Genomic DNA, 19,868 nt, shown 5'->3' with positions numbered 1-19,868 from the left:
TCAGCCCACCAGCCAGTGCGCCACGAGCATCACCGCAGATCCCGCAACGGCGAAGCCGAGCAGCGTGACACTGCTGACCTGATCGACCTTGTCGACGGTATTGCCGACCCGGTGCTCGCGCTTCATGGCGGTGCTGTCCAGCCCCTCGCGGCTGGAGCCGCCGTCGAGGATTGCGGACGTCGCCTGGTGCGGCTTGGCATCGAGATGGGTGAGTGTGGTCATGAACATGTCCGATCTAGCGAGAACGACGACGGGGCGGTTGTTATGGAAACGGTGATCGGCGGGGCTTGAGACGCAGCGGTCAGGAAAACGAGCCGAAACCCTCGAAATCGGACGACGGGGGAACCGTCGTGCGGGCTAGGCTGGAACCGGTGCCGACGACTGCGCCGCGATGATGGCTGCGGGCCAGGTCCGAGGATTGATGGCACCCGCCGCGGGGTCGCTGGCTCAGTGCTATGGTCGCGGATGACCGTGCCCGTGGATCGGGCGTGATATGGTTGCGCATGCTGGAAACCCTGCTGGTATGCCAGGACTGACTGGATGTGAGCAGAGAATGTCTCGCGGGAAGGGACGTTCCGCCGGTCGCGGACGCAAGGAGTCGCAGGCGATCTTGGTCTCCAAGCCTTGAATGAAGCGCGCTCTGCAGCAGGTGCGGCAGCCTCTCATCTCCCTAGACCGATCACCAAGGTATGATTGAGGGATCGCCAAAATCCAGGTATGGCCAAGATCCAGGCATGGCCAAAGTCCCGAAGCCGCAGCGCCGGGCCGACATCGTTGGTGGGTCGAGCCTGCACGGGCTGCCCCCTGCATTAAAAAAACCCCCGACCGCGACGCGGCCGGGGCTCCTTCATCGCGCGTCAGACATCGCGTCTCGACGCGAGCCGTGTCATGCCGATCAGGCGATCAGCAATCGTCGCCCGACTTGCCGACAGCCTGGTTCGCACCGGTGTTGTTCATCGCGCCCACGGTCCCTGGCGCGGCCGGCTGCTGGCCACCCGCGAGGTTCTTGCTCGCGGGATCCTCATTGCCCTTGGCGGCCGTACCCGAACCCGGCTTCTCACCGACACCCTGATTGGCGCCGACATTGTTCATGGCACCGACAGTGCCGGGGGACGCCGGCTGCTGGCCGCCCGCGAGATTCTTGCTGCCCTGATCGACGCTCGAGCTCTTGTCGTTGGCCGCGTGCTGCTCAGGCGTCTTGCCCTTCACCGCCCCGGTGTTGCAGGGAGCCGCCAGGGATGCTCCGGACGTCAGCGCGAGAATGGCAGCGGCGCCGGCAATCATCGAGAATTTCATCGTGCGTTCCTCCAGATTTGTTATCGGGAAGAATAATTCCGCATCGCGAACTTCGGTTCCCATCCGGCAGGATCGTTTGGCAAGTTTGGCTGCCACCATATCTTTGTCCCGGCCCTGAAGACTCGCTGCAGCGCAGACCACCTCTCATATCAGCGTTGGGGTGCGCCCCTCAGGCCGGGAGCGGTGCTTCGTGGTCCGCCAACGCTGCCAGCCCCAGGCGGTAGGTCAGGTCGCTGTAGGCCTGCGAATCCGCCATGAACCGATTGAAAGCGGTGATCCACGCCGGCATCAGGCGGATGAACTGTCGGCGCTCGCCGTGATGGCCGATGAAGCCCCGCTCCTTCGCGGCGCGCAGAATGTTGCGGATATGCGTGCGGGAGACGCCGAATTGCGGCGCGATCTCGGAAAGGTCGGCCTCCTCTCCGCCCATGCGACAGAGCGTGAACAGGATCGACAGAGCGCCCGTGGCGCTGAGAAAGAACACCACGTCGAGATTGCGCCATGCCACCATGACGGCGCCCTCGAAGACTGCGACCGAGGGCTGCCATGGGCCTTCTGAAAGCGCGGGTCCCGCTCGAGGGCGAGGACATAGCCGGGATCCGGAAACATGACCTGCAGCGGTGCGAACACGTGCTGCTGCAGTTCCACGCGTCCGGCGAGAGCCGCTTTGCGGTCGGACGCCGCGACGTCCGGGTGCAGGCGGGGCAGATGGTCCTGTTCGACCTGTCCCAGCCGGTCGTCTGCGAGGCGCAGGCCGTTTCGGCCACCGACGTCATGATTCCCCGCAAGCTGCTGGGCGATCGCATCGCGACGGTGGAGACTCTGCACGGCCAGTCCCTCGACTGCCTGTCGGCCCCGGCCCTGCGGATGTTCCGGACCTACCTGTCCGGCCTAGTGAATTGTGCCGACACCGTCGAGCCCGGCCAGGCGCTTCACCTGTCGCAGGTCGTGGCGGCCCTGTGCGCCGCGAGCTTCGAACCGGTGAAGGGGGACGCCCGCGCCGCCGATCTCATGATCGACCTGGAGATGCGGCGTTTCATCGAATCCGAACTGGGCAACGAGGGCTTCGGCGTGGAGACACTCCTGAGCCGGTTCGATGTCTCGCGGACGACGCTGTACCGGCACTTCGAGGGCGATGGCGGCGCTGCGAATTACATCCGCGAGCGGCGTCTGCTTCACGCTCTGCGTCTCCTGACCCGGTCCGGCACCCGGCCGCGGATCTCGGCGGTCGCCTACGCAGTCGGCTTCTCCGACGAGAAGACGTTCAGCCGCGCGTTCCGGCGCCGGTTCGGGTTTCTGCCCCGCGACGCGAGCGTCGGCGAGGCCTCCCCGCGCACCCGCGGGCGGGACGAGCCGGTTCTCCTGTCCTGGATGATGACCCTGACGGTGTGACGGATCGGGGTGCGCCGTCGCGGAGTCGCGCGAAACCCGTCCCCCGGCGGTTTTCGAACTTCGCGCCCGCCGCGACGAGAGGCGATCCCTCGCAAGAGCCGAACATCTTCGACCGGACAACCCGGAGGTCCGCGCCCGTCACCGTCCGGAGAGTTCTGGAGGATCCCCATGAAGGCTCACCTGATGCCAAACCCTGAAGCCATCGATCTGCTCGGACGCGCCCTGCTTCCGAACGGGACCGAAGAAGCCTGCGCGATCCGGTGTCGTGACGCCGATACCATGGAACTCGTTCTGGCTTCGGCCGTCCAGCCGGGCATACCCCTGCTCTGCCATGTGGAAAGCTTGGGCGTCATCGAAGGCATCGTCGCCGAGAACACCCCAGGGGGCCGATGCCTGATTCATGTCCAGGCCACCACCGCGCATCTCTCCCGGCTTGGTGCGCGCCTCGCATGGCATCGACGCCGAGCGACGGAAGCGGGCCGGGCGCGCGATCACGACGGCGTCATCCCCCGGTTCAACACAGTCCGCGTGCGCACCGAAACGGGTTCGGACACGACCGGGATTCTTCTCAGCCTCTCGATGACCGAAGCGACCGTGCGCCTGACGACCCACGTCGAGATCGGCACCACCCTCGCCATTGGGCGCCGAAGGGCGACCGTCGTCCGGTATACCGATGACGGTCTCGCCGCGCGGTTTTTCCTGCCGCTTCGCCCCGAAGACGTCACGCCCGACATTGTTTGGTAGATCTCACCTCAGGGCTTCTCCGAGGGGCGTGATCGGGAGCGGCTCCTGCTGTCGGCACGATGATCGGACGAAGATCGTCATCCAAGTCCACAGCCTCGATCTGGAGGCAACGTCCTCGTGCGTCGAGCTCTGCACCAGACGGAAATCCTGCTCTCTTCGCCACGCACGCCCTGCCTCGGCGCCATGAAAGCTTGCGCTGCCGCGCATCATTGCGGGTGCGCCGAGAAAGCTCCGCCAGTCCGTCACGCTGGTGCCGACGACCGAGGTGAAGCCTTCCGTCGAGCACGCCAGGACCGATCCAGTCGACGGCTCCGGCACTACAGGCCGATATGGCCGAGCGCGGGCAGCTTCAGGGCCGGACGCCGGATGTCGATCCCCGCGACCGCACCGAGGAGATTCAGTTCGATGCCTTCGATCCATCCCACGGTCAGGCCGCAATAACCGCCGAGATTGAGCCGAATTCCCGTGCGCGAGGGCGTCAAACCGATCCAGCGACCGTCATAGGGGAAATCCTTGCCGATGGCGGTGGACGGAAGGCTGGCCTTCATCTCGGGGACGGCACTCATCACGGCGGCGACGAAGGTGTTCGAGTTCGGACCCGGCCACACCGTGTAGTCGCCTGGCTGCGCGTAGCGGTAGGTCCGAATCGTTTCGCGGATCTTCGGGATCATGCTCTCGGCCGTCTTGCCATCGGCTGCGAAGATGGTCTCGGGGATGCTTCCGAACCAGCGCCCGTCTGGCACGAAGCGGTCGATCCAGATCGGTTCGCCCCAGGCCGTGTAGTCGAAACGCTGATAGGCCTTGGCATCGGCCGTCTTGATGACGATCCAGCTATGGGTCGCGATGATGCCGCGCCAACTCACCGTCCGGGCCGAGAAGACGCGGACAACGGCGTCCGGATTCGTCCTTGCCGGTGGCAGCAGCCCCGTACTGGAGCGATCGGCCGAACGCCAGTCTCCCCGGGACTGGCTGACATAGACGATGGCGGACAAGGCGATGGGGACCAGATACAAGACGATGAAGGCGAGCGCAGCGATCTTCAACACGAGGGTTCCGCAGGCGTGAACGAACCTCGAATATGGGGTGCCGCTTCAGCGGACTCCAAGCGTCTGAAGAGTCGCGTCGCCGTCCTGCAAAAACGGTGTGTTCCGACGGCTGCGGCGGCGTGCGGGAACCGCTTATGGTCGCCTGAGAGATGCGCCCATCGAGCACCGGAGCGGGGCAGGCCTCAAAAATACTTTGACTGACTTGAAATTGTATTTTGACTTGAGAAATTGCAGATTTCAGCTCCCTGCATTTGAAGCATGCCTTCGATCTTCAGACTGGCGGGGCGTACGCTCGCGCGAATGTCTTATAAATCCCCCGAGACCCGCCGCACGCGTTATGTTGCGTTGCAAAATGAGCAGACCGCACCGCACAAATCTATGGTTCAATCACTCCATCGGCCACGCCATCGCGTCGGTCGTTTCGGAGATCTGTCATGCGTGTCGTTTACGCCCTCACCGTCGCGGTTCTCGCCGCCGTTCCCTTTGCCGGCACTGTCGCGCTGGCCGATGAGGCACTGTACCTGACGCCGCCCCTGTATCGGGATCAGGCCCGCGCGCTGCAGCAGACCCGGAACCTCAGCGACCTCACCACCACCCCGCAGCCGGTCGCCGCTTCAAAGCCGATGATCGCGTCGCGCACCGTCCGGATCGTGGCCGACGCCGCAGCCAACCGTGCGGATTGACGGGATCGCCGCTGTCCGGAAGGCATTGCGATCGCCCCAGTGCGACGCGTATCCGTCGTCCGCTCTCAGCCAAACCCCAGCGGCATCTGCGCTGCGGGATGCCGCGGTGGCAGCATCCAGGCATTTCGGGCTCTGACCAGACACGTCGTGCTGCGGCAAAGAGGAGCGACTCGCTCTTCTGCCGTCAAGTACCCAGCGCGGCCCTGACCAGATCGGCGAAGTTCTTTGCACCCAGCTTCTGCCGGATCGATGAGCAGACGTTGACGACGGTCTTGTACTTCATCGACAATTCGGTTGCGATGTCCTGGTAGGAGCGCCGCTCTTTGATCAGAGCGAGCACCTGAAACTCGCGCTCGGTCAGGTTCGACATTCTCGGCTGCTGCGTGTCCGCATTCAGCATGGCGATCCGCAAGGCAAGCTCATGTTCGAGGTAGTGCCGGCCGGTCCGAACGCACGCGAAAGCCTCGAGAAATTCCTTTGCCGGCGCGTCCTTGAGAACATACCCGGTCGCTCCGCTTTCCAACGCGCGCGCAACGATCATCGGATCGTCATGCATGCTGAAGGCAAGGATTCCAGTTCTGTGCTCCAATTTTCTGATGCGTCGGATCAACGTGAGACCCGAAACCCCTTGATCGCCGAAGGTCAGATCGCAGACGACAATTGTGGGATGTTGGCGGCAGAAGGCCCGGTAAGCGTCCACGACCGTGCTCGCCTCGAGAATGGTCTCGACGCCGACATCTTCCATGAGGGTGCGAAATCCCCGAAGGATCACCGGATGATCATCGGCGATGAGGACACTGGTCATCGCCTGATGGACGCCCCGTTGCACGGCCAGGTCCTCATTGTGCATCGCCCTCTGTGATCGCCTGGGCGGCGTAGCGGTCGGTCAGACGTACGAGAGCCTTGGTTCGGTCCAGGCCCTGCTGGCGAGAGTTGTAGTAATGTTGGCACAGCTCGCCGAAGAGCTGTTTGCGGTGGCTCGTGGCTGCGGCTGCCTCCAGACCATCGAGAAGGGCGCTGTAATCTTCGCCCTGTCCGGCTTCCGCAAGCATCTGCCCGAGCTGCACCGTGCGGTTGGCGATCATGCGAGGGTCTTCGATGAAGGTCCGCTTGGCACGCGCGAGGCTGTGCCTCAGGTGGTCTGTTCGCTCCGTGATGGTCTCGGCCGATTGTCGAGGTTCTTGGCTGGCGAGCCACAGCGCCGGTTCGGTCGCATCCGTGGGCGAAAGCCATTTGGGTCCCTCGGGACCGGATTTCGTCGCAACGACCGCCGGCTCCGCGGGCTGCTCGCCGCCATCGCAACCGGCCAGGAGGAGAGAGAGCAGGAGGAGCGCCTGCGACGCGGCGGACCTCACCGGTCCCCTCCGCGCGCCACAGCGAGGCTACGCGGACCGTCCGGCACGGCGATCCGTGCCGTCTCCCGCAACGTCGCCATGTCGATCACCGACACGGAATCCGAGAACCAGTTGGCGACGTAGGCGGACGCCTCGGCGATGACGACGCCTTCGGGATAGCGCCCGACCGGTACCGTCGCCCGCCACATACCATCGGTCGCATCGACGACAACGAGGGTTCCGCCCTGCTGGTTGGTGACGAGGATCAGGCCGCCATCCGGGCTTACGGCGACACCGTAGGGCATGCCGCCGATGGCAAACGTCGCAATGGTCCGCGAAGCGACCGTGTCGATGACGCTGACGGTACCACTGCGCACATTCGCGACGTAGAGGCGATCCTCGGTGGGATCGAGCGCCAGGGCGAACGGGGCCTCGCCCACGGGTATCGTCGCGATGCGCTCCAGGCGCAGGGAGTCGACCACGCTGACCTGCCGGCTTTCGCGATCCGCCACGTAGAGCCTGCCGCGCCGATCGAGGACGAGGGCCGCGGGTTCCTTTCCGACCGAGACGGTTCCCTCCAGCGCGCCCGTCTCGGCCGAGAGGCGCATCACCCGGTCGCCGGCCCAATCGCCGACGAAGAGCCGTGCGCCATCGGCCGAGACCGCGATGCCGAAGGGCTGCCCGTCCACCGGGAAGGTCCGGACGAGCGATCCGCGCCGGGCGTCGAAGACCGAGATCTGTCGCGCGTCGGGATGGGTCAGGTACAACAGCCCATTCGGGCCTGGGACGACCTGTGCGGGCGAGCGGCCCACGACGACGGGGCTTGCGCTCACCGATGGCCCCGGTGCCAGAGCGACCAGGGTGCCGGCGCCCTGGCTCGCCACGTAGACGGGCGAGGCCTGCACCCCGCCGGCGCCGAGGACGACGAGCAGGCCCACCAGAGCACAGCGCCAAGTCATGGCGCCGGCTTTCCTTCCACGCGGGCCTTCAGACCCTTGAGGCCGTCGGCGAAGTAGCGGTTCATGGCGGCCTTGCCGGCCTCGTCGCTCAGGTTCTCCGGCGGCTCGTTGCCGGTATCGCCCCGGTAGAAGCGTCCGAGCCATTCGACCTTCGAGCCGTCACCCTCCGGCGAGACCGTGAGGGTCGCCGTGTAGGACGAGACCGGCAGCCCTTTCAGGTCGGGTTCGGACAGACGGTAGGAGTAGCTTCGGGCAGCGGCGTCCATTTCGTCGAGACCCTCGTCGAGGGTGCCGCCGGACTTGAGGGTGACCTTGCGACTGCCGCCGGATTTGTTTCCGCCGCTGCCCTCGCTCCTGGCCACGTCCGGGTGCCAGCGATCGATGCCGGCGAACTCGCCCACGACCTTCCAGACGGCGTCGGGTTTGGCCGCGATGACGATTGTCTGATCCACCTTCTGCGGAGTCGGGCCATGCGCCAGGGCTGCCCCGGACAGGAGGGAGAGGGAAATCGTGAGGACACCGAGACGCATCGATCAGGCCTTTTTCCAGGTCGGGAATCCGCGCGCGCGCAAAAGGGCGGAAAGGAAGGTTGCGAGGAGGAGGAGCAGTGCCATCGCGCCCAGCACCGGGCGCGGATCGAAGTGCCCCGGGACGGGACGCGGCGTGGCTTCGGCGGCGAGAGCGGAGGCGAGACCGGCCGGTCCGGCGAGAGGCGCGTAGGCGAGACCCGTCTCGCGGCCGAGCGCGCGCAGGTAGGGCTCGCGCACCGAGGACAGGTGCTCGATGCCGGTCGCGGCCGCGGCGCCGAAGGGGGCGTTGCGCGGGTTATAGCCGTCGCGGCTCTCCGCGTCGGCGGGTGGCGGCCCGAAGCGGTTCTCCTGCTGCACGTCGCCGGGGCCGTAGAATCCGGTCTCCCGGCCCCGGTCGTTGTAGCGCGGGATTGGCGACAGGCCGGAAGCCCCCGCTCCGAGGATCAGGCCCCGAACGGCGCCGGGCCTGCCGTCGAAGCGAGGACCGCCGCTGCTGGGGAGGGGAGGCGCCTCCTGGCCGTCGGTGATGAAGACGAGGTCGGTGCCGAGTTCGGCCGCCAGGTCGATGCTGCGGAACAGGCCGGCGGAGATACGACTGTCGCCCTCCCAGGCCATGCGCCAATCGAGAGCCGCCAGCGCTCCGTCGATCGGCGCGAATCCGCTGCAGGTCTCGATCGGTGCGAACAGCAGGAAGGGGCGCCGCTCGGTGAAGAGGCCGAGCGCCAGTCGCGACCCGCACGGCAAGCGCGCCAGGAGGTCGCGCAGGACCGTTTTCGCGGTCTCGATGCGGCTCGCCGGCTGTCCATCGGGATTGACGTAGTCGCGGACGTTCATGCTGCCGGTGATGTCGACGACCGCCAGGATGGATACGCCGTCGCGGGTCAGGTTCAGGGGCGGGACCACGAAGGTCAGCGCCACCAGGCCGAGGGCTCCGGCAAGGCCGCGTAGACGCCAGTCCCGCAAGTTGCGGGCGATCGGGCTGCTGGCCGTCACGGCTCGCCCCTGGGCTGGCCCGGGATGTCGGTCCAGATCTTCTTCGGCTCGGCCGCCAGGGCATCGCCGGACTTCCGATCGAATTCGGGAAAGTCACGGAGCAGGCGCGAGGCCACGTCGAGGTTGAACTTGGCGTCCCAGAACGTTGGCCGGCCCTGGAGCGCCCGCCGGTACGCCTGACGCGCCAGGGTGATGCGGGGGCCGGCCGGATCGAGGTCGCCGCGCTCGAGATGATCGAAGGCTTGGCGCAGATGGGCGTTGGCTAAGGCGTAGCGGGCACGCGAGGCTGCATCCACCGCGCCGCGCGTGTCGAGGGCCTCGACCAGCGGCTCGATCGCCTCGGTGGCGCCACGCCGGGCGAGGTGTAGGACGCGCGCGAGCACGAGCGAGGGCGCCGCCTCCGCCGAAACCGCGATGTCCCGCCCCTCGGACAGGGCGCGGATGGTTGCGGTGTCCCGGCTGATCCGCCAAGCAACGGCCGCGAAGCCCAGGGCGCAGGCGAGCAGCAGCATCGGTAGCAGGGCGAGGAGGATCGGACGGGCGCGCGCCCACCCGGTCCGAAGCGGCACCCGAACGAGCCGGGCGAATCCCAAGGCAGGGCGTGCAGGGATCGCGGGCGGTCGCGCCGGCAGGGTGACGCGCGTCGTCATGCGGCCAGTCTCACGGGGAGGCTCCGGTTCGGCGCGGCATCGGATGAGCCGGTCCGGCGCAGGTCGGCCTCACCGAGCTTGGCCAGGACGAGGATCAGCAATCCGATCAGGGCCATGCCGTAGGCAAAGCCGGCCAGGTCCCGACGCGGGCGCTGCTCGGTGTAGGGGATCGGGTCGCGCTCGAGCCGCTCGATCTGCGTGATCGCATCGGCGACCGCCTCGGCGCCCTCGGCCTCGAAGGCGCGGTAGGGGGTGCGCAGGCTCTTGAAGAACAGGTCGAGGTGGCGCTCGGGCGCCGCCTGCGGGGTATCCTCGCCTTGCGGTCTGTCCGAGATCGAGGGGGAGCCCTTGGTGCGCAGGAAGAGCCAGTAGAGGTTCGGCCGGAGGCGGGTGAAGGCGGCCCGCAGCGTCTCCTGCACCCGCGGGTCGATCACGGCCGCACCGTCCGAGACCAGCAGCAGGGCGCGCGAGGTCGAGGGGCTGGCCGCACCGAACTGCGACAGCCCCATGGCGAGCCCGCGCGCGATGTTGGTGTAGTCGAGCCCCGGGCGGTCGATGGCCGCGATGGCGGCGCGGACCGCGTCGTGCCGGTCGGTCATCGGCACCACCAGCATGGGCGCCGTCGAGAAGGCCGTGACGGCGAACTGGTCGTGCGTGCGGCTGCCCACGAAGGCGGCGAGGAGGCGCCGCGAGGCGGCGGCCTTCGATTCCTCGGCGCCCGAGGGCTGCCGGCCCGCGAAGGTCTCGTTCATGCTGCCCGAGCGGTCGATCAGGATCGAGACCTGGGCTCCGATCCCGGTCCGGGTCAGGGTCTCGCCCTGCCGATAGGGGCCGGACAGGGCGAGGATCAGGCCCGCGAGAGCGAGGATGCCGCCGAGCCGCACGATCACGCCGACCGCCCGCGACAGGCCGTCCGGCGGGCCGGCCGCGATGGAGGCCACCGGCGTCGCGCGCTGGGCCGAGGCCAGCAGCGGCAGCAGGGCGAGCGGCAGCAGCCAGAGCAGGAGCGGGTGATCGGCGGAAAGGCGGGCCAGGGCGTCGGTCATGCGGATCGCTCGACGCGGGCGAGGCGGCGCGCGAGGCTCGCCAGATCGGCGCCCGAGAGGGCACCGGACTTCGCCTCCGCCTCAGGCCCGAAGAAGGTCCGGCGGGAGGCCTCGAAGAAGCGGGCGAGATCGGGACCCCAGCGCTTAAAGGCTTGGTGGCCTTCGAGAAACGCCCCGAGGTCGTCGGCCAGGAGCCGGCGCCCGGCGCTTGTGTCGAGGGCTTGATGCAGGGCCAGCAGCGCCTCCCGCGGCGCCGCATCGCCCTCGGTCCGGCGGGTGAGAGCGCGGATGCGGCGGGCCGCGACGGCGAAGGGGCGGCTGCGCCGGGCCTGGAACGGCCACCAGGTCCGGTCGTGGGCGAGGCCCGCGAAGGCCAGCAGCGCGAGGGCGGTGGAGGCGGCTGCGCCCAGCAGCAGGGGGCGCGGATCGCCGGGGCCGACCTGGCCGTCGGGACGCAGGTAATCGCGCGGGTCGCTCCGGGCGGGGGGCTGGACTTCCCGCAAGGGGGAGACGTTGAAGGACCAGGCCGGCACCTCGGCCTTGACGGTGGTGGCGCCGTGGTCGCTCTCGCTGACGAAGGTCACGGTGAAGCCCGGGATCTCCAGGGCGCGGGCGTCGAGGGCGGCGTAGAAGGTCTGGTAGGTCAGCGCGATTCGGACGCGTTGGGCGTCGCCGTATACCGACGCGGTCGCGTCGAGGTCACGCAGGTCGAGCCAGTAGGTGAGCGCGCCGGGCTGCGGCAGCGACGCGCTCTGGAGTCGGAAGCCCGGTTCGACCACGAGGTCGACCTGGGCCTGGACGAGATCGCCGAGGAAGTAGCCGAAGGGACGCGGTGTGCGGACCTCCACCGACCGGACCTGCGCCTCGGCGGCGGCGGACAGGGTCAGGGCCGAGAGAATCAGCGCGAGGCGGATCGCGGGGGGGATGGGCATGGCCGCCTCAGGTGCCGAGGAGGTGGCGGCTGACCGCGTCGGGGTCGAAGCGGCCGGCGAGGCGGAAGGGCGGACGACCATGGGCGGTCGCGATGCGTCGCAGGGACTCGGCGCGCGCCGCCTCCCGGGCGATCCAGCGCCGGCGCAGCGCGGGGCGCATGAACACCACCCGGCGCCCGGCGCCCTCGAGATCGTCGAGTTCGAGCAGGCCCCACTCCGGCAGGCCCTCGGCCTCGGCGGTATCGCCGAGCACCACCGGGACGAGGTCGTGCAGGCTGAGGGCGGCGAAGACCTCGGCGATCAGCGGCTCCGGCCAGCGGAAGTCGGAGACCAGGAACACCATCTTGGGGCGGCCGGTCAGGCGGCGGGCCGCGGCCAGGAAGCCGTCGGCGCGGTCGCCGGTGCAGGCGGCGTCCGCGAGGCGGCGGCTCACCGCCGCGACCTGGCTGCGAGCGCGGCTGGCGGGCAGGAACACGTCCTCCCGCATGGCGCCGTCGCAGCCGATCAGCCCGAAGGGATCGCCGATCCGGGTGGCCGAGGCCGCGAGGCCGCGGCAGAAATCGGAGGCCAGCACCCCACGGTCGGCCTCGCCGGAGAAGCGCATCGAGGCGGAGAGGTCGACGAGCGCCCAGACCTCGATGGGGGTGCGGGCCTCGAAGCGGCGCACCACCGTGCCCTCGAAGGGGTCGCGCAGGGTGGCCCGCACGTCGATGCGGCGGGCGTCGGGCAGGCGCAGGAACGGCACCTGATCGCGGAAGGTGCCGAGGCCGCCGGATTCGCGGCCGCGATGGGCGCCGGGGCGGGTGCCGGGCGGACGCCCGCGCGGGCGGTAGACGATGTCGGGCTGGCGCGATTCCCTCATGGCGCCGGCACGGTCTCGAACACGGCCCGGCACAGCTCGGGCACGATCGCGGCGCGGCGCATCTCGTAGATCGGTTCCAGGAAGACCCGGTGGGCCATGACCTCCGGGAAGATCGCCCGGATGTCCTCCGGCACCATCCAGTCGCGCCCCTCCAGCCAGGCGCGGACGCGGGCGGCGCGGACCAGGAAGGCGACGCCGCGCGGCGAGGCCCCGCCCTGGACCAGGGCCTCCATGTCGAGGCCGGGCAGGCGGATGCCGGCCTGCGCCGGCCGCACCAGCGCGTCCCAGAGCCCGATCACGTAGGCCTCGATCGCCGGGCTCGCCTGGACCCCGTGCTGGATCGCGGCGGCGATGCCCGGCAGGGCGGCGTGATCGAGGACGCCGGCGTCGAGGCCGGCGATGAGGGCGTCGGTGTCGTGGAAGCGGGGATCGAAGACCAGGGCGCGCCGGCTCTCGGCGTCCTGCGGCGCCTCCAGGCCGATCTCCATCAGGAAGCGGTCGCGGGCGGCCGCCGGCAGCTCGAAGGTCTCCTCGCGCTCGACGCGGTTGCGGTCGGCGAAGACCTGCAGGTTGGGGAACCGGTACTCGCGGTTGAAGGCGGTCAGCGTGCGCTCGGCCATCAGGCGCAGGAGCAGGGCATGGACCTGCGGCCGGGCCCGGTTGATCTCGTTGAAGAAGAAGATCGACAGGTCCTCGGATTGCCGCAGCACCGGGCCGGGTTCGACGCGGGGGCGCCCGTCCTCGGCGAGGTAGGTGTGGTAGACGAGGTCGGTGGGCATCATGTCGACGGTGCCCTCGACGCGCTCGTAGGCACCGCCCAGCGCCCGCGCCACGGCCCGCAGCAGGGTCGTCTTGCCGACGCCGACATCGCCCTCCAGCAGGACGTGGCCGCGGGCGAACAGCGCGATGGTGAGGAGCCGGATCGCCCGCGTCTGCCCGAGCACGGCGCCGTCCAATGCGGCCTCGAAGCGGCCGGCCGCCCCGCGCCAGTCGGTGAGCATCGCATCGCCGGAGCGGACCTGATTCATCATGCTCAGCCTTGGGGGAAACGAAGACCCCGGGGGGAAACGAAGACCCGGGGGGAAACGAAGACCCGGGGGGAAGCAGGACCCGGGGGGAAACGAAGACCCCGGGGGGAAACGAAGACCCCGGGGGGAAACGAAGACCCCGGGGGGAAACGAAGGCCCCGGGGGGAAACGAAGACCCCGGGGGGAAACGAAGACCCCGGGGGGAAACGAAGGCCCCGGGGGGAAACGAAGACCCGGGGGGAAACGAAGACCCGGGGGGAAGCAGGACCCGAGGGAACAAAGACCCGAGGGAAGGAAGACCCGGGGCAACAGCGTCCCGGGGGAACGACGACCCGGCGACGGCAACCGGTGCGACCCGGGACGGGGCGTCCGGACGGCCGCCCCGCCGGGTCGCGAAGGATCGGGACGGCGTGGTCAGTTCGACGACAGCTTGGTGACGTCGTACTCGAACTTGCCGGTCTTCTTGGCGGCCTCGATGCGCCTCTTGTTGCGCTCTTCCATCGCCTTGATCGACTCGGACTGCTTGTTGAGTTCCTTCGGGTCGTGCTTCGGGTCGTACTTGGTGCCGGCGATCTTCTCGGGGAAGCCGGGCTTCGGCTCCCAGCAATTGCCGGCCGCCTTGCACTTGGTGCCGTCATAGGCCATCGCCGGAACCGCGAGCAGCGCGCCCGCGCCGATCGCCAGGGCTGTGATGAAAGTCCGCATGGTCGTCTCCTCTGTTGATCGGTGTTGTTTCGATCAGTGTTGCGGCTGTGCGCGGTGGTGCCTCACGGATGGCGCCGTGACTTCCTCGGACGTTACTCTTCCAGCGGCGGGCACTGGCCCTTCACGTCCTTGGGGAAGGTCTCGCCCTGCTTGTAGGGCGTGTAGTTCTTCTTCTGCGCGTCGTTGAGCCAGACGGCATCCTGGACCGGGCCGGTATAGAGATGCCGGATCCAGGCGATGACCTGGAGCATCTCGTCGGGGGTCAGGTTCTCGTTGTGCGGCCCCATCATGCCGTTGGCGCCGCCGAAGATCGTGGCGAACAGGCCGGTATCCTCGGTGTTCGACGGATAGGTCCAGTAATTGTCGTTGAGGCCGGGTCCGAGCTTGCCCTCGGCCAGATGGCCGTGACAGCCGGAGCACGAGGTCGCGAACAGGGACTCGCCGTTGCGCAGGCAGGACTTGTCGTCGATGTAGGCGTTCTTGCCGGACTGGAAGAACTGCTTCACCGCCGGGGTGTCGCGGCCGCCCTCCTTGCCTTCGGCGACGTTGAGCTGCTCGCCCGTGACGGTGTTGCGGAAGACGAAGCCGGTCTGGGGACCGGCGGCCGGCTGGGCCAGGGCCGCGACGCCGCCCAGGACGGCGGCGACGCTGAGGCAGATGGCCAGGAAGCCTTTGGAATCACGCATGACGATGACCTGATGACGCCGAGGGGCGAAACGGCCGGGCTCGGAGGCGAGCGCCGGACAAGGGAGTGGCGAAGGAAAGGGCGAAGGCGAGGGGAGGGCGGAGGCGAGAGGAGGGTGAAGGGGGGCCGGCGGTCCGCGCCGGGCCGGCCTCAGTTGGTGGCGGGCACGAGGGGCACGCCGTCCTGCTTCAGGATCGCCTCGATCTGCGGCTTGGCCTTGACGATCGCCGCATCGAGGGCCGCCTTCAGGGCGGTGTCGTCCCGGCGCACGCCCATGGACTGATCGAAGCTTTGCGGCATCTTGCGGCCGTCGCTGCGGGTGGTGTCGTCGGGCACCAGGCTCAAGCGCAGGGGCTGGGGGGAGTCCTTCACGTAGCGGGCGACGTCCGGGCCGAAGGCGACCGCCACGTCGGCCTTGCCGGTGGCGACCTCGCTGATCATCCGGGCCGGATCGATCTGCGTGTAGGTGTTGCGGGCGGCGCGGAAGTTCACCAGCGAGTAGAGGTACGCCATGTCCTCCTCGTAGCGGCCGATATCCTTCAGCATGACCTCGCCGGGCGTGCCGAAGCCGACCACCATGTGGTCGACGGTCTTGAGCCGCGGATCGGCCCAGGACTTCACGTCGAGGTCGCGGTCGGCGCGGGTCACGAAGACGTAGCCGCTGCGGTAATAGGGCTTCGTCGTCAGCACGCGCTGGTCGTCGCTGTCGAGGCCCACGACCACGTCGCAGAGCTTCTTGTCGAGGCTGTCGCGCACCAGATAGATCGCGGCCTTGTCCGACCAGACGAACTCCGCCTTCCGGCCCATGGCCTCGGCGACGGCGGAGGCGATGCGGTTCTCCAGCCCGCTGCCGTCCTTCAGCGAGAGCGGCGGCTGGTTCGCGGCGCAGACCCGCAGGATCCTGTCGTCCGGCCCGGCTTTGGTGTCGCCTTGCGCGACCGCGGCCCCGCCGAGGGCGAGAAGAACCGCAGCGGACAGGCATCCTGTGGCGAAGGAGCATCCTGTGGCGAAGGACATGGGAGCGTTTCCGTTGTTCTTGTTGGTCGGAGTCTTCTGGGACCGGGGCGCGGCTCCGCGGCCCGTTGCGGCAGAGCAATCACAGATGAGGCACACCGTCATTCCGGGTCGCCGTCGGCGAGCCCGGAATCCAGAGCCGCCGACAGCGTAAGAAATGGCACCCCCTGCGTTTCTGGATCCCGGGCTCCGCTGCGCGGCCCCGGGATGACGGGGTGCTGAAATCAGTCGTTCGGCAAGCAGATCGCAGACAAGCAGATCGCAGATGCGATCACCCGACCCTCGGGGGAGGCGTGAGTGGTGGGGGTGGTCGGTTGATCCTCGACGGACGAAGGCCAGCGGAGCCACCCCCACCCCTGACCCCTCCCCACAAGGGGGAGGGGGACACGCTCACGAGGCGGGCGCTGCCGTGTCGTGCTGCCTACTTGGCCGCCGCCGTCTGGTACTCGCCGACGTTCGGGTCGTCGTAGGGGCCCTTGCCGTTGAGCGAGAACACCATCACGCCGCCGCCCATCTGGGTGTAGTTGGCGAGCTTCTTGAACGCGCCCACCGCGCCGAGGCCGGCGGTCGGGTCCTGAAGGTCGAACACGAGGCCGACACCCGGCCAGCCGCCGACGCCGTAGTAGATGGCGACGTACTGGTCACCCTTGTGGGTGTAGGTGATCGGGTAGCCGATGGCGCCGGACGGCATCTTGAACTTCCAGAGAAGGTCTCCGTTGTCCGAGTTGCGCGCCTTGATGTAGCCGTCGAGGGTTCCGTAGAACACCAGCCCGCCGGCGGTTGCCGTCGTGCCGCCCCAGACCGCGAAGCGCTCCATCTTCTCCCATTTGAACTCGCCCGTGATGGCGTTGTAGCCCTTGATCTGGCCCAGACCTTCATAGTTCTGGCGATCGCCCTTCGGGCCGGGATACATGTTCAGGGTCGCGCCGACGAAGAACTGACCGGCACGATAGGGCAGCATGAAGGGCTCCCAATCCATGCAGATGTGGTTGATGCCCATGAAGAAGAGCTTCCGCTCGGGATCATAGGAATCGTGGCCCTGGTTGTGGTAGCCCATCGCCGAAGGACAGATGTCCTTGCCGAGATGGTCCATCCGGGTGCCGTATTCGGGATCGCGCACCGGCTGGCCGGTCTTCAGATCCACCGACTTGAACACGTTGACGGTGTCGTCGATCTTGTTGGCCGAGACCAGCGAGCCGTCCGTCCGGTCGAGGGTGTAGACGATGCCGTTGCGGTCCGGATGGGTCAGGAGCTTGCGATCCTTGCCGTCCTTGTCCTTCTGGTTCGACAGCATCATCACGTTGACGCCGGCATAGTCCCACTCGTCGTGCGGGGTCTTCTGGTAGCCGAACTTGGCTTCGCCGGTATCGGCGTCGCGACCGAAGATCGTCATGGTCCACTTGTTGTCGCCGGGACGCATGGTCTCGTTCCACGGCGCCGGGTTGCCGGTGCCGAAGTAGATCAGGTTGGTGCCCGGGTCATAGGCGTACCAGCCCCAGTTGGTGCCGCCGCCGATCTTCCAGGCATCGCCCTCCCAGGTCGCGGTGCCGAGGCCCTTCTGACCGTAATGGGCGTTCTTGATGTTGAAGTCGTCGGCCAGCAGCAGGTCCTTGTCCGGGCCGGTGGCGTAGGCGCGCCAGACCTGGGCACCGGTCTTCACGTCGTAGGCGGTGAGATAGCCGCGCACGCCGAGCTCGGCGCCGGACGAGCCGATGATGACCTTGTCCTTGACCACGTAGGGCGCGATCGTCAGCGTCGAGCCGACCTTGATGTCGGAGTTCTCGACCTTCCACACCGTCTCGCCGGTCTCGGCGTTGAGCGCCATGACGTTGCCGTCGAGCAGCGTCTTGAGGATCAGGGCCGGGGTCTTGCCGTCGCCGGGCCAGTAGGCGAGGCCGCGATTCACCAGATCGCAGCAGGCGACCGCGCGGGCGGCCGGGTTCTGCTTGGGCTTGTCCTGCCACAGGATCTTGCCCGGATCGTCGAGGCCGAGCGCGAAGGTGTTGTTGGGGAAGGAGGTGTGGACGTACATCTTGCCGCCCACGACCACCGGGGCGCCCTCGTGCCCGTTGAGCAGGCCGGTCGAGAAGCTCCAGGAGACCTTCAGATCCTTCACGTTGCTGGTGTTGATCTGCTTGAGCGGGCTGTAATTGTCCGAATCGTAGTTCTTGCCGGGCATCACCCAGTTGGCGTCGTCCTTCGCCATGTCGACGAGCTTGTCGTTCGCCGAGGCCATGCTCGGCAGGCCGATCGGCGCGAGGGCGCCGATCGCCAGCACCGAGACCGAAGCCAGAAACCTGTTCATTCGACCGTCTCCTACCCTGAATGCCGCTCCCGTTGACCGTTCGGTTCGGGGCAGCGTTTGATTTCGCCGGATCAGAGAAGGCCCCTGTATTGAATTCAGGGTGTCCTCATATTCATAAGACTATCCTGAGGCAGGATCGTTCTTATAAAGTTTTTATTACTGATCGGCTGGCTATTCATAAAAGCATTTGTCTTGGTCCCTGTCTGCGGGATGTTGGCACTTTTTTATCGGGATCAATCGGCAATCCCGGGGGCTTGGATTCGGAAGAGCGCAAGTGCAGATCCGCCCCTGTCGTTGAGCGGAAAAGTCTGAATTGACACGGCGACCTGAGACGATCGAAGGTGTACATCGCTCGACGACAGATCATCGCACGGTTCGGCATTTTCCATGGTTCGACATCTTAGATTTATCTTATTGCTGTCTTGCGGGTTGTGCGCGACGGCGGAGGCGGCGTCCTTGACCCTGGACGATCCGGTCGCCCGCTGGCCGCGCACGCCGACCCCGGACAAGATCGCCTTCGCCACCCGGATGGCGAAGGCGTTCGCGACCGTCTCGCCCGAACTCGACCGGAACTACTTCGTCCGCTGCCTCGAGGAGACGGCCAACATCGGCAATCCCCGCGACATCAAGCTGGAGCAGGCGGTGAAGATCTGCGTCGCGGTGCACCAGAAGGCCACCGAATAGGCCGAGCCCCAGGCGGACAGGCGGACAGGCGCGGCGCGGATGCGGGGCTCGCGGCACATGCACGACATCCGGCCCGGCCAGGGCTTGCGGCTCCGATGGATCATCGGGCGCGGCCTGCGGGCGTGCAGCCGGCTGGCGATCGGGTCAGGGCTGATCGCGTGGGGCGCTCCCGGCCTGCTCGCCGCCGCCGGGCCGGACCCGGCGGACCGGGTCGCGGCCCTCTATCCGGAGGACGGGCGGCGCGAACTGGCGGGCGCCGATTACGCGCGCTATCCCGGCGCCGGCGTGCTCTACTGCCGGGCCGAGGGCATTCCCCGCAAGGCCGCGGCGGCCTGGCTGATCGGGAGCCGGCGCCTGGTGGTGATGAACGCCCATAACTTCCGCAGCCGGCACCTGGAGCCGACGCGGGACATCGCCGATTGCTTCTTCCAGATCGGCGGACGCAACTACGCCTTCCGTCCCGCCACGCTGCATTTCGGCACGGTGCCGGGCGCCCTCTCGCTCCACATCACCGACGACTGGGCCCTGGTCGAACTGGCGGAGGCGGCCGAGGGCGTCCGTCCGCAGCCGATCCCGGCCGCGCCCGACCTGCCGACCGGGACCGGGACGGTGCCGGTGGTGATGGTGTCGCCCGGGGGGCACGCCAATTATCCCGGCCAGACCAGCCTCGAACCCTGCGCCATCCGGCAGATCGATCCGCCGAGCGAGGACGCCATCCGCCGCGTCCGGCACGATTGCAACAACGGCTATGGCGGCTCGGGCTCGGGCCTGTTCGACACCCACGGCCGGCTGGTGGCGCTTCACAGCGCCTCGCTGTCGATGAACTCGCGCCGGGTCTTCGACATCGAGTACCATTACGGCTCCGCCCTGATGTTCGAGGGCGCCCTGCTCGATGCGATCCGCGCCCGGGTCGCGCCGGAGGACATCGGGCCGCCGGCGCCATGAAACCCGGCGGCCAGCGCCATGACATCGGGCCGCCG

General features: G+C 67.9%; 23 protein-coding genes. 5 read left to right on the top strand and 18 right to left on the bottom strand.

Translation table 11 applies throughout. The features are described 5' to 3' along the window. The 3 genes from ACV7NL_RS03170 to ACV7NL_RS03160 all read right to left on the bottom strand — a co-directional run bounded on the left by ACV7NL_RS03170 (window position 1) and on the right by ACV7NL_RS03160 (window position 1,807). Window positions 1-222 (bottom strand): hypothetical protein, encoded by a 222-nt coding sequence (locus ACV7NL_RS03170; protein WP_463354899.1) that lies wholly within the window; start codon window positions 220-222, stop codon window positions 1-3. 681 nt (window positions 223-903) lie between these two features. Further along, entirely contained in the window at window positions 904-1,296 is a 393-nt protein-coding gene (locus ACV7NL_RS03165; protein ID WP_247635197.1) for an exopolysaccharide production protein YjbE, read from the bottom strand. A gap of 169 nt (window positions 1,297-1,465) precedes the next feature. Continuing rightward, window positions 1,466-1,807 carry a hypothetical protein gene (locus ACV7NL_RS03160; RefSeq protein ID WP_463354898.1) on the bottom strand — a complete coding sequence of 114 codons (342 nt, stop codon included), beginning with the start codon at window positions 1,805-1,807 and terminating at the stop codon, window positions 1,466-1,468. Window positions 1,808-1,842: 35 nt separating this feature from the next. Between ACV7NL_RS03160 and ACV7NL_RS03155 the strand changes: the two genes are divergently transcribed. After that, window positions 1,843-2,688 carry a helix-turn-helix domain-containing protein gene (locus ACV7NL_RS03155; RefSeq protein ID WP_463354897.1) on the top strand — a complete coding sequence of 282 codons (846 nt, stop codon included), beginning with the start codon at window positions 1,843-1,845 and terminating at the stop codon, window positions 2,686-2,688. Between the two features lie 279 nt (window positions 2,689-2,967). Then, complete coding sequence (locus ACV7NL_RS03150; RefSeq protein ID WP_463354896.1) at window positions 2,968-3,432, top strand: PilZ domain-containing protein; 465 nt, start codon at window positions 2,968-2,970, stop codon at window positions 3,430-3,432. Window positions 3,433-3,749: 317 nt separating this feature from the next. Here the strand turns inward: ACV7NL_RS03150 and ACV7NL_RS03145 are convergent, their stop codons facing one another. Continuing rightward, window positions 3,750-4,478 carry a DUF3750 domain-containing protein gene (locus ACV7NL_RS03145; protein WP_463354895.1) on the bottom strand — a complete coding sequence of 243 codons (729 nt, stop codon included), beginning with the start codon at window positions 4,476-4,478 and terminating at the stop codon, window positions 3,750-3,752. 434 nt (window positions 4,479-4,912) lie between these two features. On the opposite strand from ACV7NL_RS03145, the gene ACV7NL_RS03140 reads away from it, so the two are divergent. Beyond that, window positions 4,913-5,161, top strand: coding sequence for a hypothetical protein (locus ACV7NL_RS03140; RefSeq protein WP_056185637.1), 249 nt, complete (start codon window positions 4,913-4,915; stop codon window positions 5,159-5,161). A 184-nt stretch (window positions 5,162-5,345) separates the two neighbouring features. Here the strand turns inward: ACV7NL_RS03140 and ACV7NL_RS03135 are convergent, their stop codons facing one another. From ACV7NL_RS03135 to ACV7NL_RS03070, 14 genes are all read right to left on the bottom strand, one after another. Beyond that, entirely contained in the window at window positions 5,346-6,011 is a 666-nt protein-coding gene (locus ACV7NL_RS03135) for a response regulator (RefSeq protein ID WP_463354894.1), read from the bottom strand. Continuing rightward, window positions 6,001-6,516, bottom strand: coding sequence for a hypothetical protein (locus tag ACV7NL_RS03130; protein ID WP_463354893.1), 516 nt, complete (start codon window positions 6,514-6,516; stop codon window positions 6,001-6,003). Before ACV7NL_RS03130 ends, ACV7NL_RS03135 begins: the two co-directional genes overlap by 11 nt. Then, window positions 6,513-7,454, bottom strand: a complete 942-nt coding sequence (locus tag ACV7NL_RS03125; protein ID WP_463354892.1) for a YncE family protein — start codon at window positions 7,452-7,454, stop codon at window positions 6,513-6,515. The genes ACV7NL_RS03130 and ACV7NL_RS03125 overlap by 4 nt, the downstream gene beginning before the upstream one ends. Then, window positions 7,451-7,984, bottom strand: coding sequence for an SRPBCC family protein (locus tag ACV7NL_RS03120; RefSeq protein ID WP_056485284.1), 534 nt, complete (start codon window positions 7,982-7,984; stop codon window positions 7,451-7,453). The genes ACV7NL_RS03125 and ACV7NL_RS03120 overlap by 4 nt, the downstream gene beginning before the upstream one ends. Window positions 7,985-7,987: 3 nt before the next feature. Then, window positions 7,988-8,977 carry a VWA domain-containing protein gene (locus ACV7NL_RS03115; RefSeq protein ID WP_463354891.1) on the bottom strand — a complete coding sequence of 330 codons (990 nt, stop codon included), beginning with the start codon at window positions 8,975-8,977 and terminating at the stop codon, window positions 7,988-7,990. Beyond that, window positions 8,974-9,627, bottom strand: coding sequence for an MxaK protein (locus ACV7NL_RS03110; protein ID WP_463354890.1), 654 nt, complete (start codon window positions 9,625-9,627; stop codon window positions 8,974-8,976). Before ACV7NL_RS03110 ends, ACV7NL_RS03115 begins: the two co-directional genes overlap by 4 nt. Next, window positions 9,624-10,673 (bottom strand): vWA domain-containing protein, encoded by a 1,050-nt coding sequence (locus ACV7NL_RS03105; protein ID WP_463354889.1) that lies wholly within the window; start codon window positions 10,671-10,673, stop codon window positions 9,624-9,626. The genes ACV7NL_RS03110 and ACV7NL_RS03105 overlap by 4 nt, the downstream gene beginning before the upstream one ends. Continuing rightward, window positions 10,670-11,605, bottom strand: coding sequence for a nonribosomal peptide synthetase MxaA (locus tag ACV7NL_RS03100; protein WP_463354888.1), 936 nt, complete (start codon window positions 11,603-11,605; stop codon window positions 10,670-10,672). Before ACV7NL_RS03100 ends, ACV7NL_RS03105 begins: the two co-directional genes overlap by 4 nt. 7 nt (window positions 11,606-11,612) lie before the next feature. Then, on the bottom strand, window positions 11,613-12,467 hold the full coding sequence (locus ACV7NL_RS03095) for a DUF58 domain-containing protein (RefSeq protein WP_056485276.1): 855 nt from the start codon (window positions 12,465-12,467) through the stop codon (window positions 11,613-11,615). Further along, the gene (locus ACV7NL_RS03090) at window positions 12,464-13,495 is read right to left on the bottom strand and encodes an AAA family ATPase (protein WP_463357046.1); all 1,032 of its coding nucleotides are present in this window, start codon (window positions 13,493-13,495) and stop codon (window positions 12,464-12,466) included. The genes ACV7NL_RS03095 and ACV7NL_RS03090 overlap by 4 nt, the downstream gene beginning before the upstream one ends. A gap of 414 nt (window positions 13,496-13,909) precedes the next feature. Continuing rightward, on the bottom strand, window positions 13,910-14,200 hold the full coding sequence (locus ACV7NL_RS03085) for a methanol dehydrogenase [cytochrome c] subunit (protein WP_463354887.1): 291 nt from the start codon (window positions 14,198-14,200) through the stop codon (window positions 13,910-13,912). Window positions 14,201-14,292: 92 nt separating this feature from the next. Continuing rightward, window positions 14,293-14,886, bottom strand: a complete 594-nt coding sequence (moxG, locus tag ACV7NL_RS03080; protein WP_056185670.1) for a cytochrome c(L), periplasmic — start codon at window positions 14,884-14,886, stop codon at window positions 14,293-14,295. A gap of 149 nt (window positions 14,887-15,035) precedes the next feature. Beyond that, the gene (moxJ, locus tag ACV7NL_RS03075; protein WP_463354886.1) at window positions 15,036-15,902 is read right to left on the bottom strand and encodes a methanol oxidation system protein MoxJ; all 867 of its coding nucleotides are present in this window, start codon (window positions 15,900-15,902) and stop codon (window positions 15,036-15,038) included. Window positions 15,903-16,320: 418 nt separating this feature from the next. Then, entirely contained in the window at window positions 16,321-18,204 is a 1,884-nt protein-coding gene (locus ACV7NL_RS03070) for a methanol/ethanol family PQQ-dependent dehydrogenase (protein WP_056185676.1), read from the bottom strand. A 456-nt stretch (window positions 18,205-18,660) separates the two neighbouring features. On the opposite strand from ACV7NL_RS03070, the gene ACV7NL_RS03065 reads away from it, so the two are divergent. Together ACV7NL_RS03065 and ACV7NL_RS03060 are read left to right on the top strand one after the other, a co-directional pair. Continuing rightward, window positions 18,661-18,888, top strand: a complete 228-nt coding sequence (locus tag ACV7NL_RS03065; protein ID WP_156376203.1) for a hypothetical protein — start codon at window positions 18,661-18,663, stop codon at window positions 18,886-18,888. A 102-nt stretch (window positions 18,889-18,990) separates the two neighbouring features. Continuing rightward, window positions 18,991-19,833, top strand: a complete 843-nt coding sequence (locus tag ACV7NL_RS03060) for a trypsin-like peptidase domain-containing protein (protein WP_463357045.1) — start codon at window positions 18,991-18,993, stop codon at window positions 19,831-19,833. Window positions 19,834-19,868 lie beyond the last annotated feature (35 nt).

Source organism: Methylobacterium sp. Ger2507, from assembly GCF_055231875.1.
The sequence above is the reverse complement of the archived record's forward strand: the minus strand, read 5'-3'. Positions and strand labels throughout refer to the sequence as shown.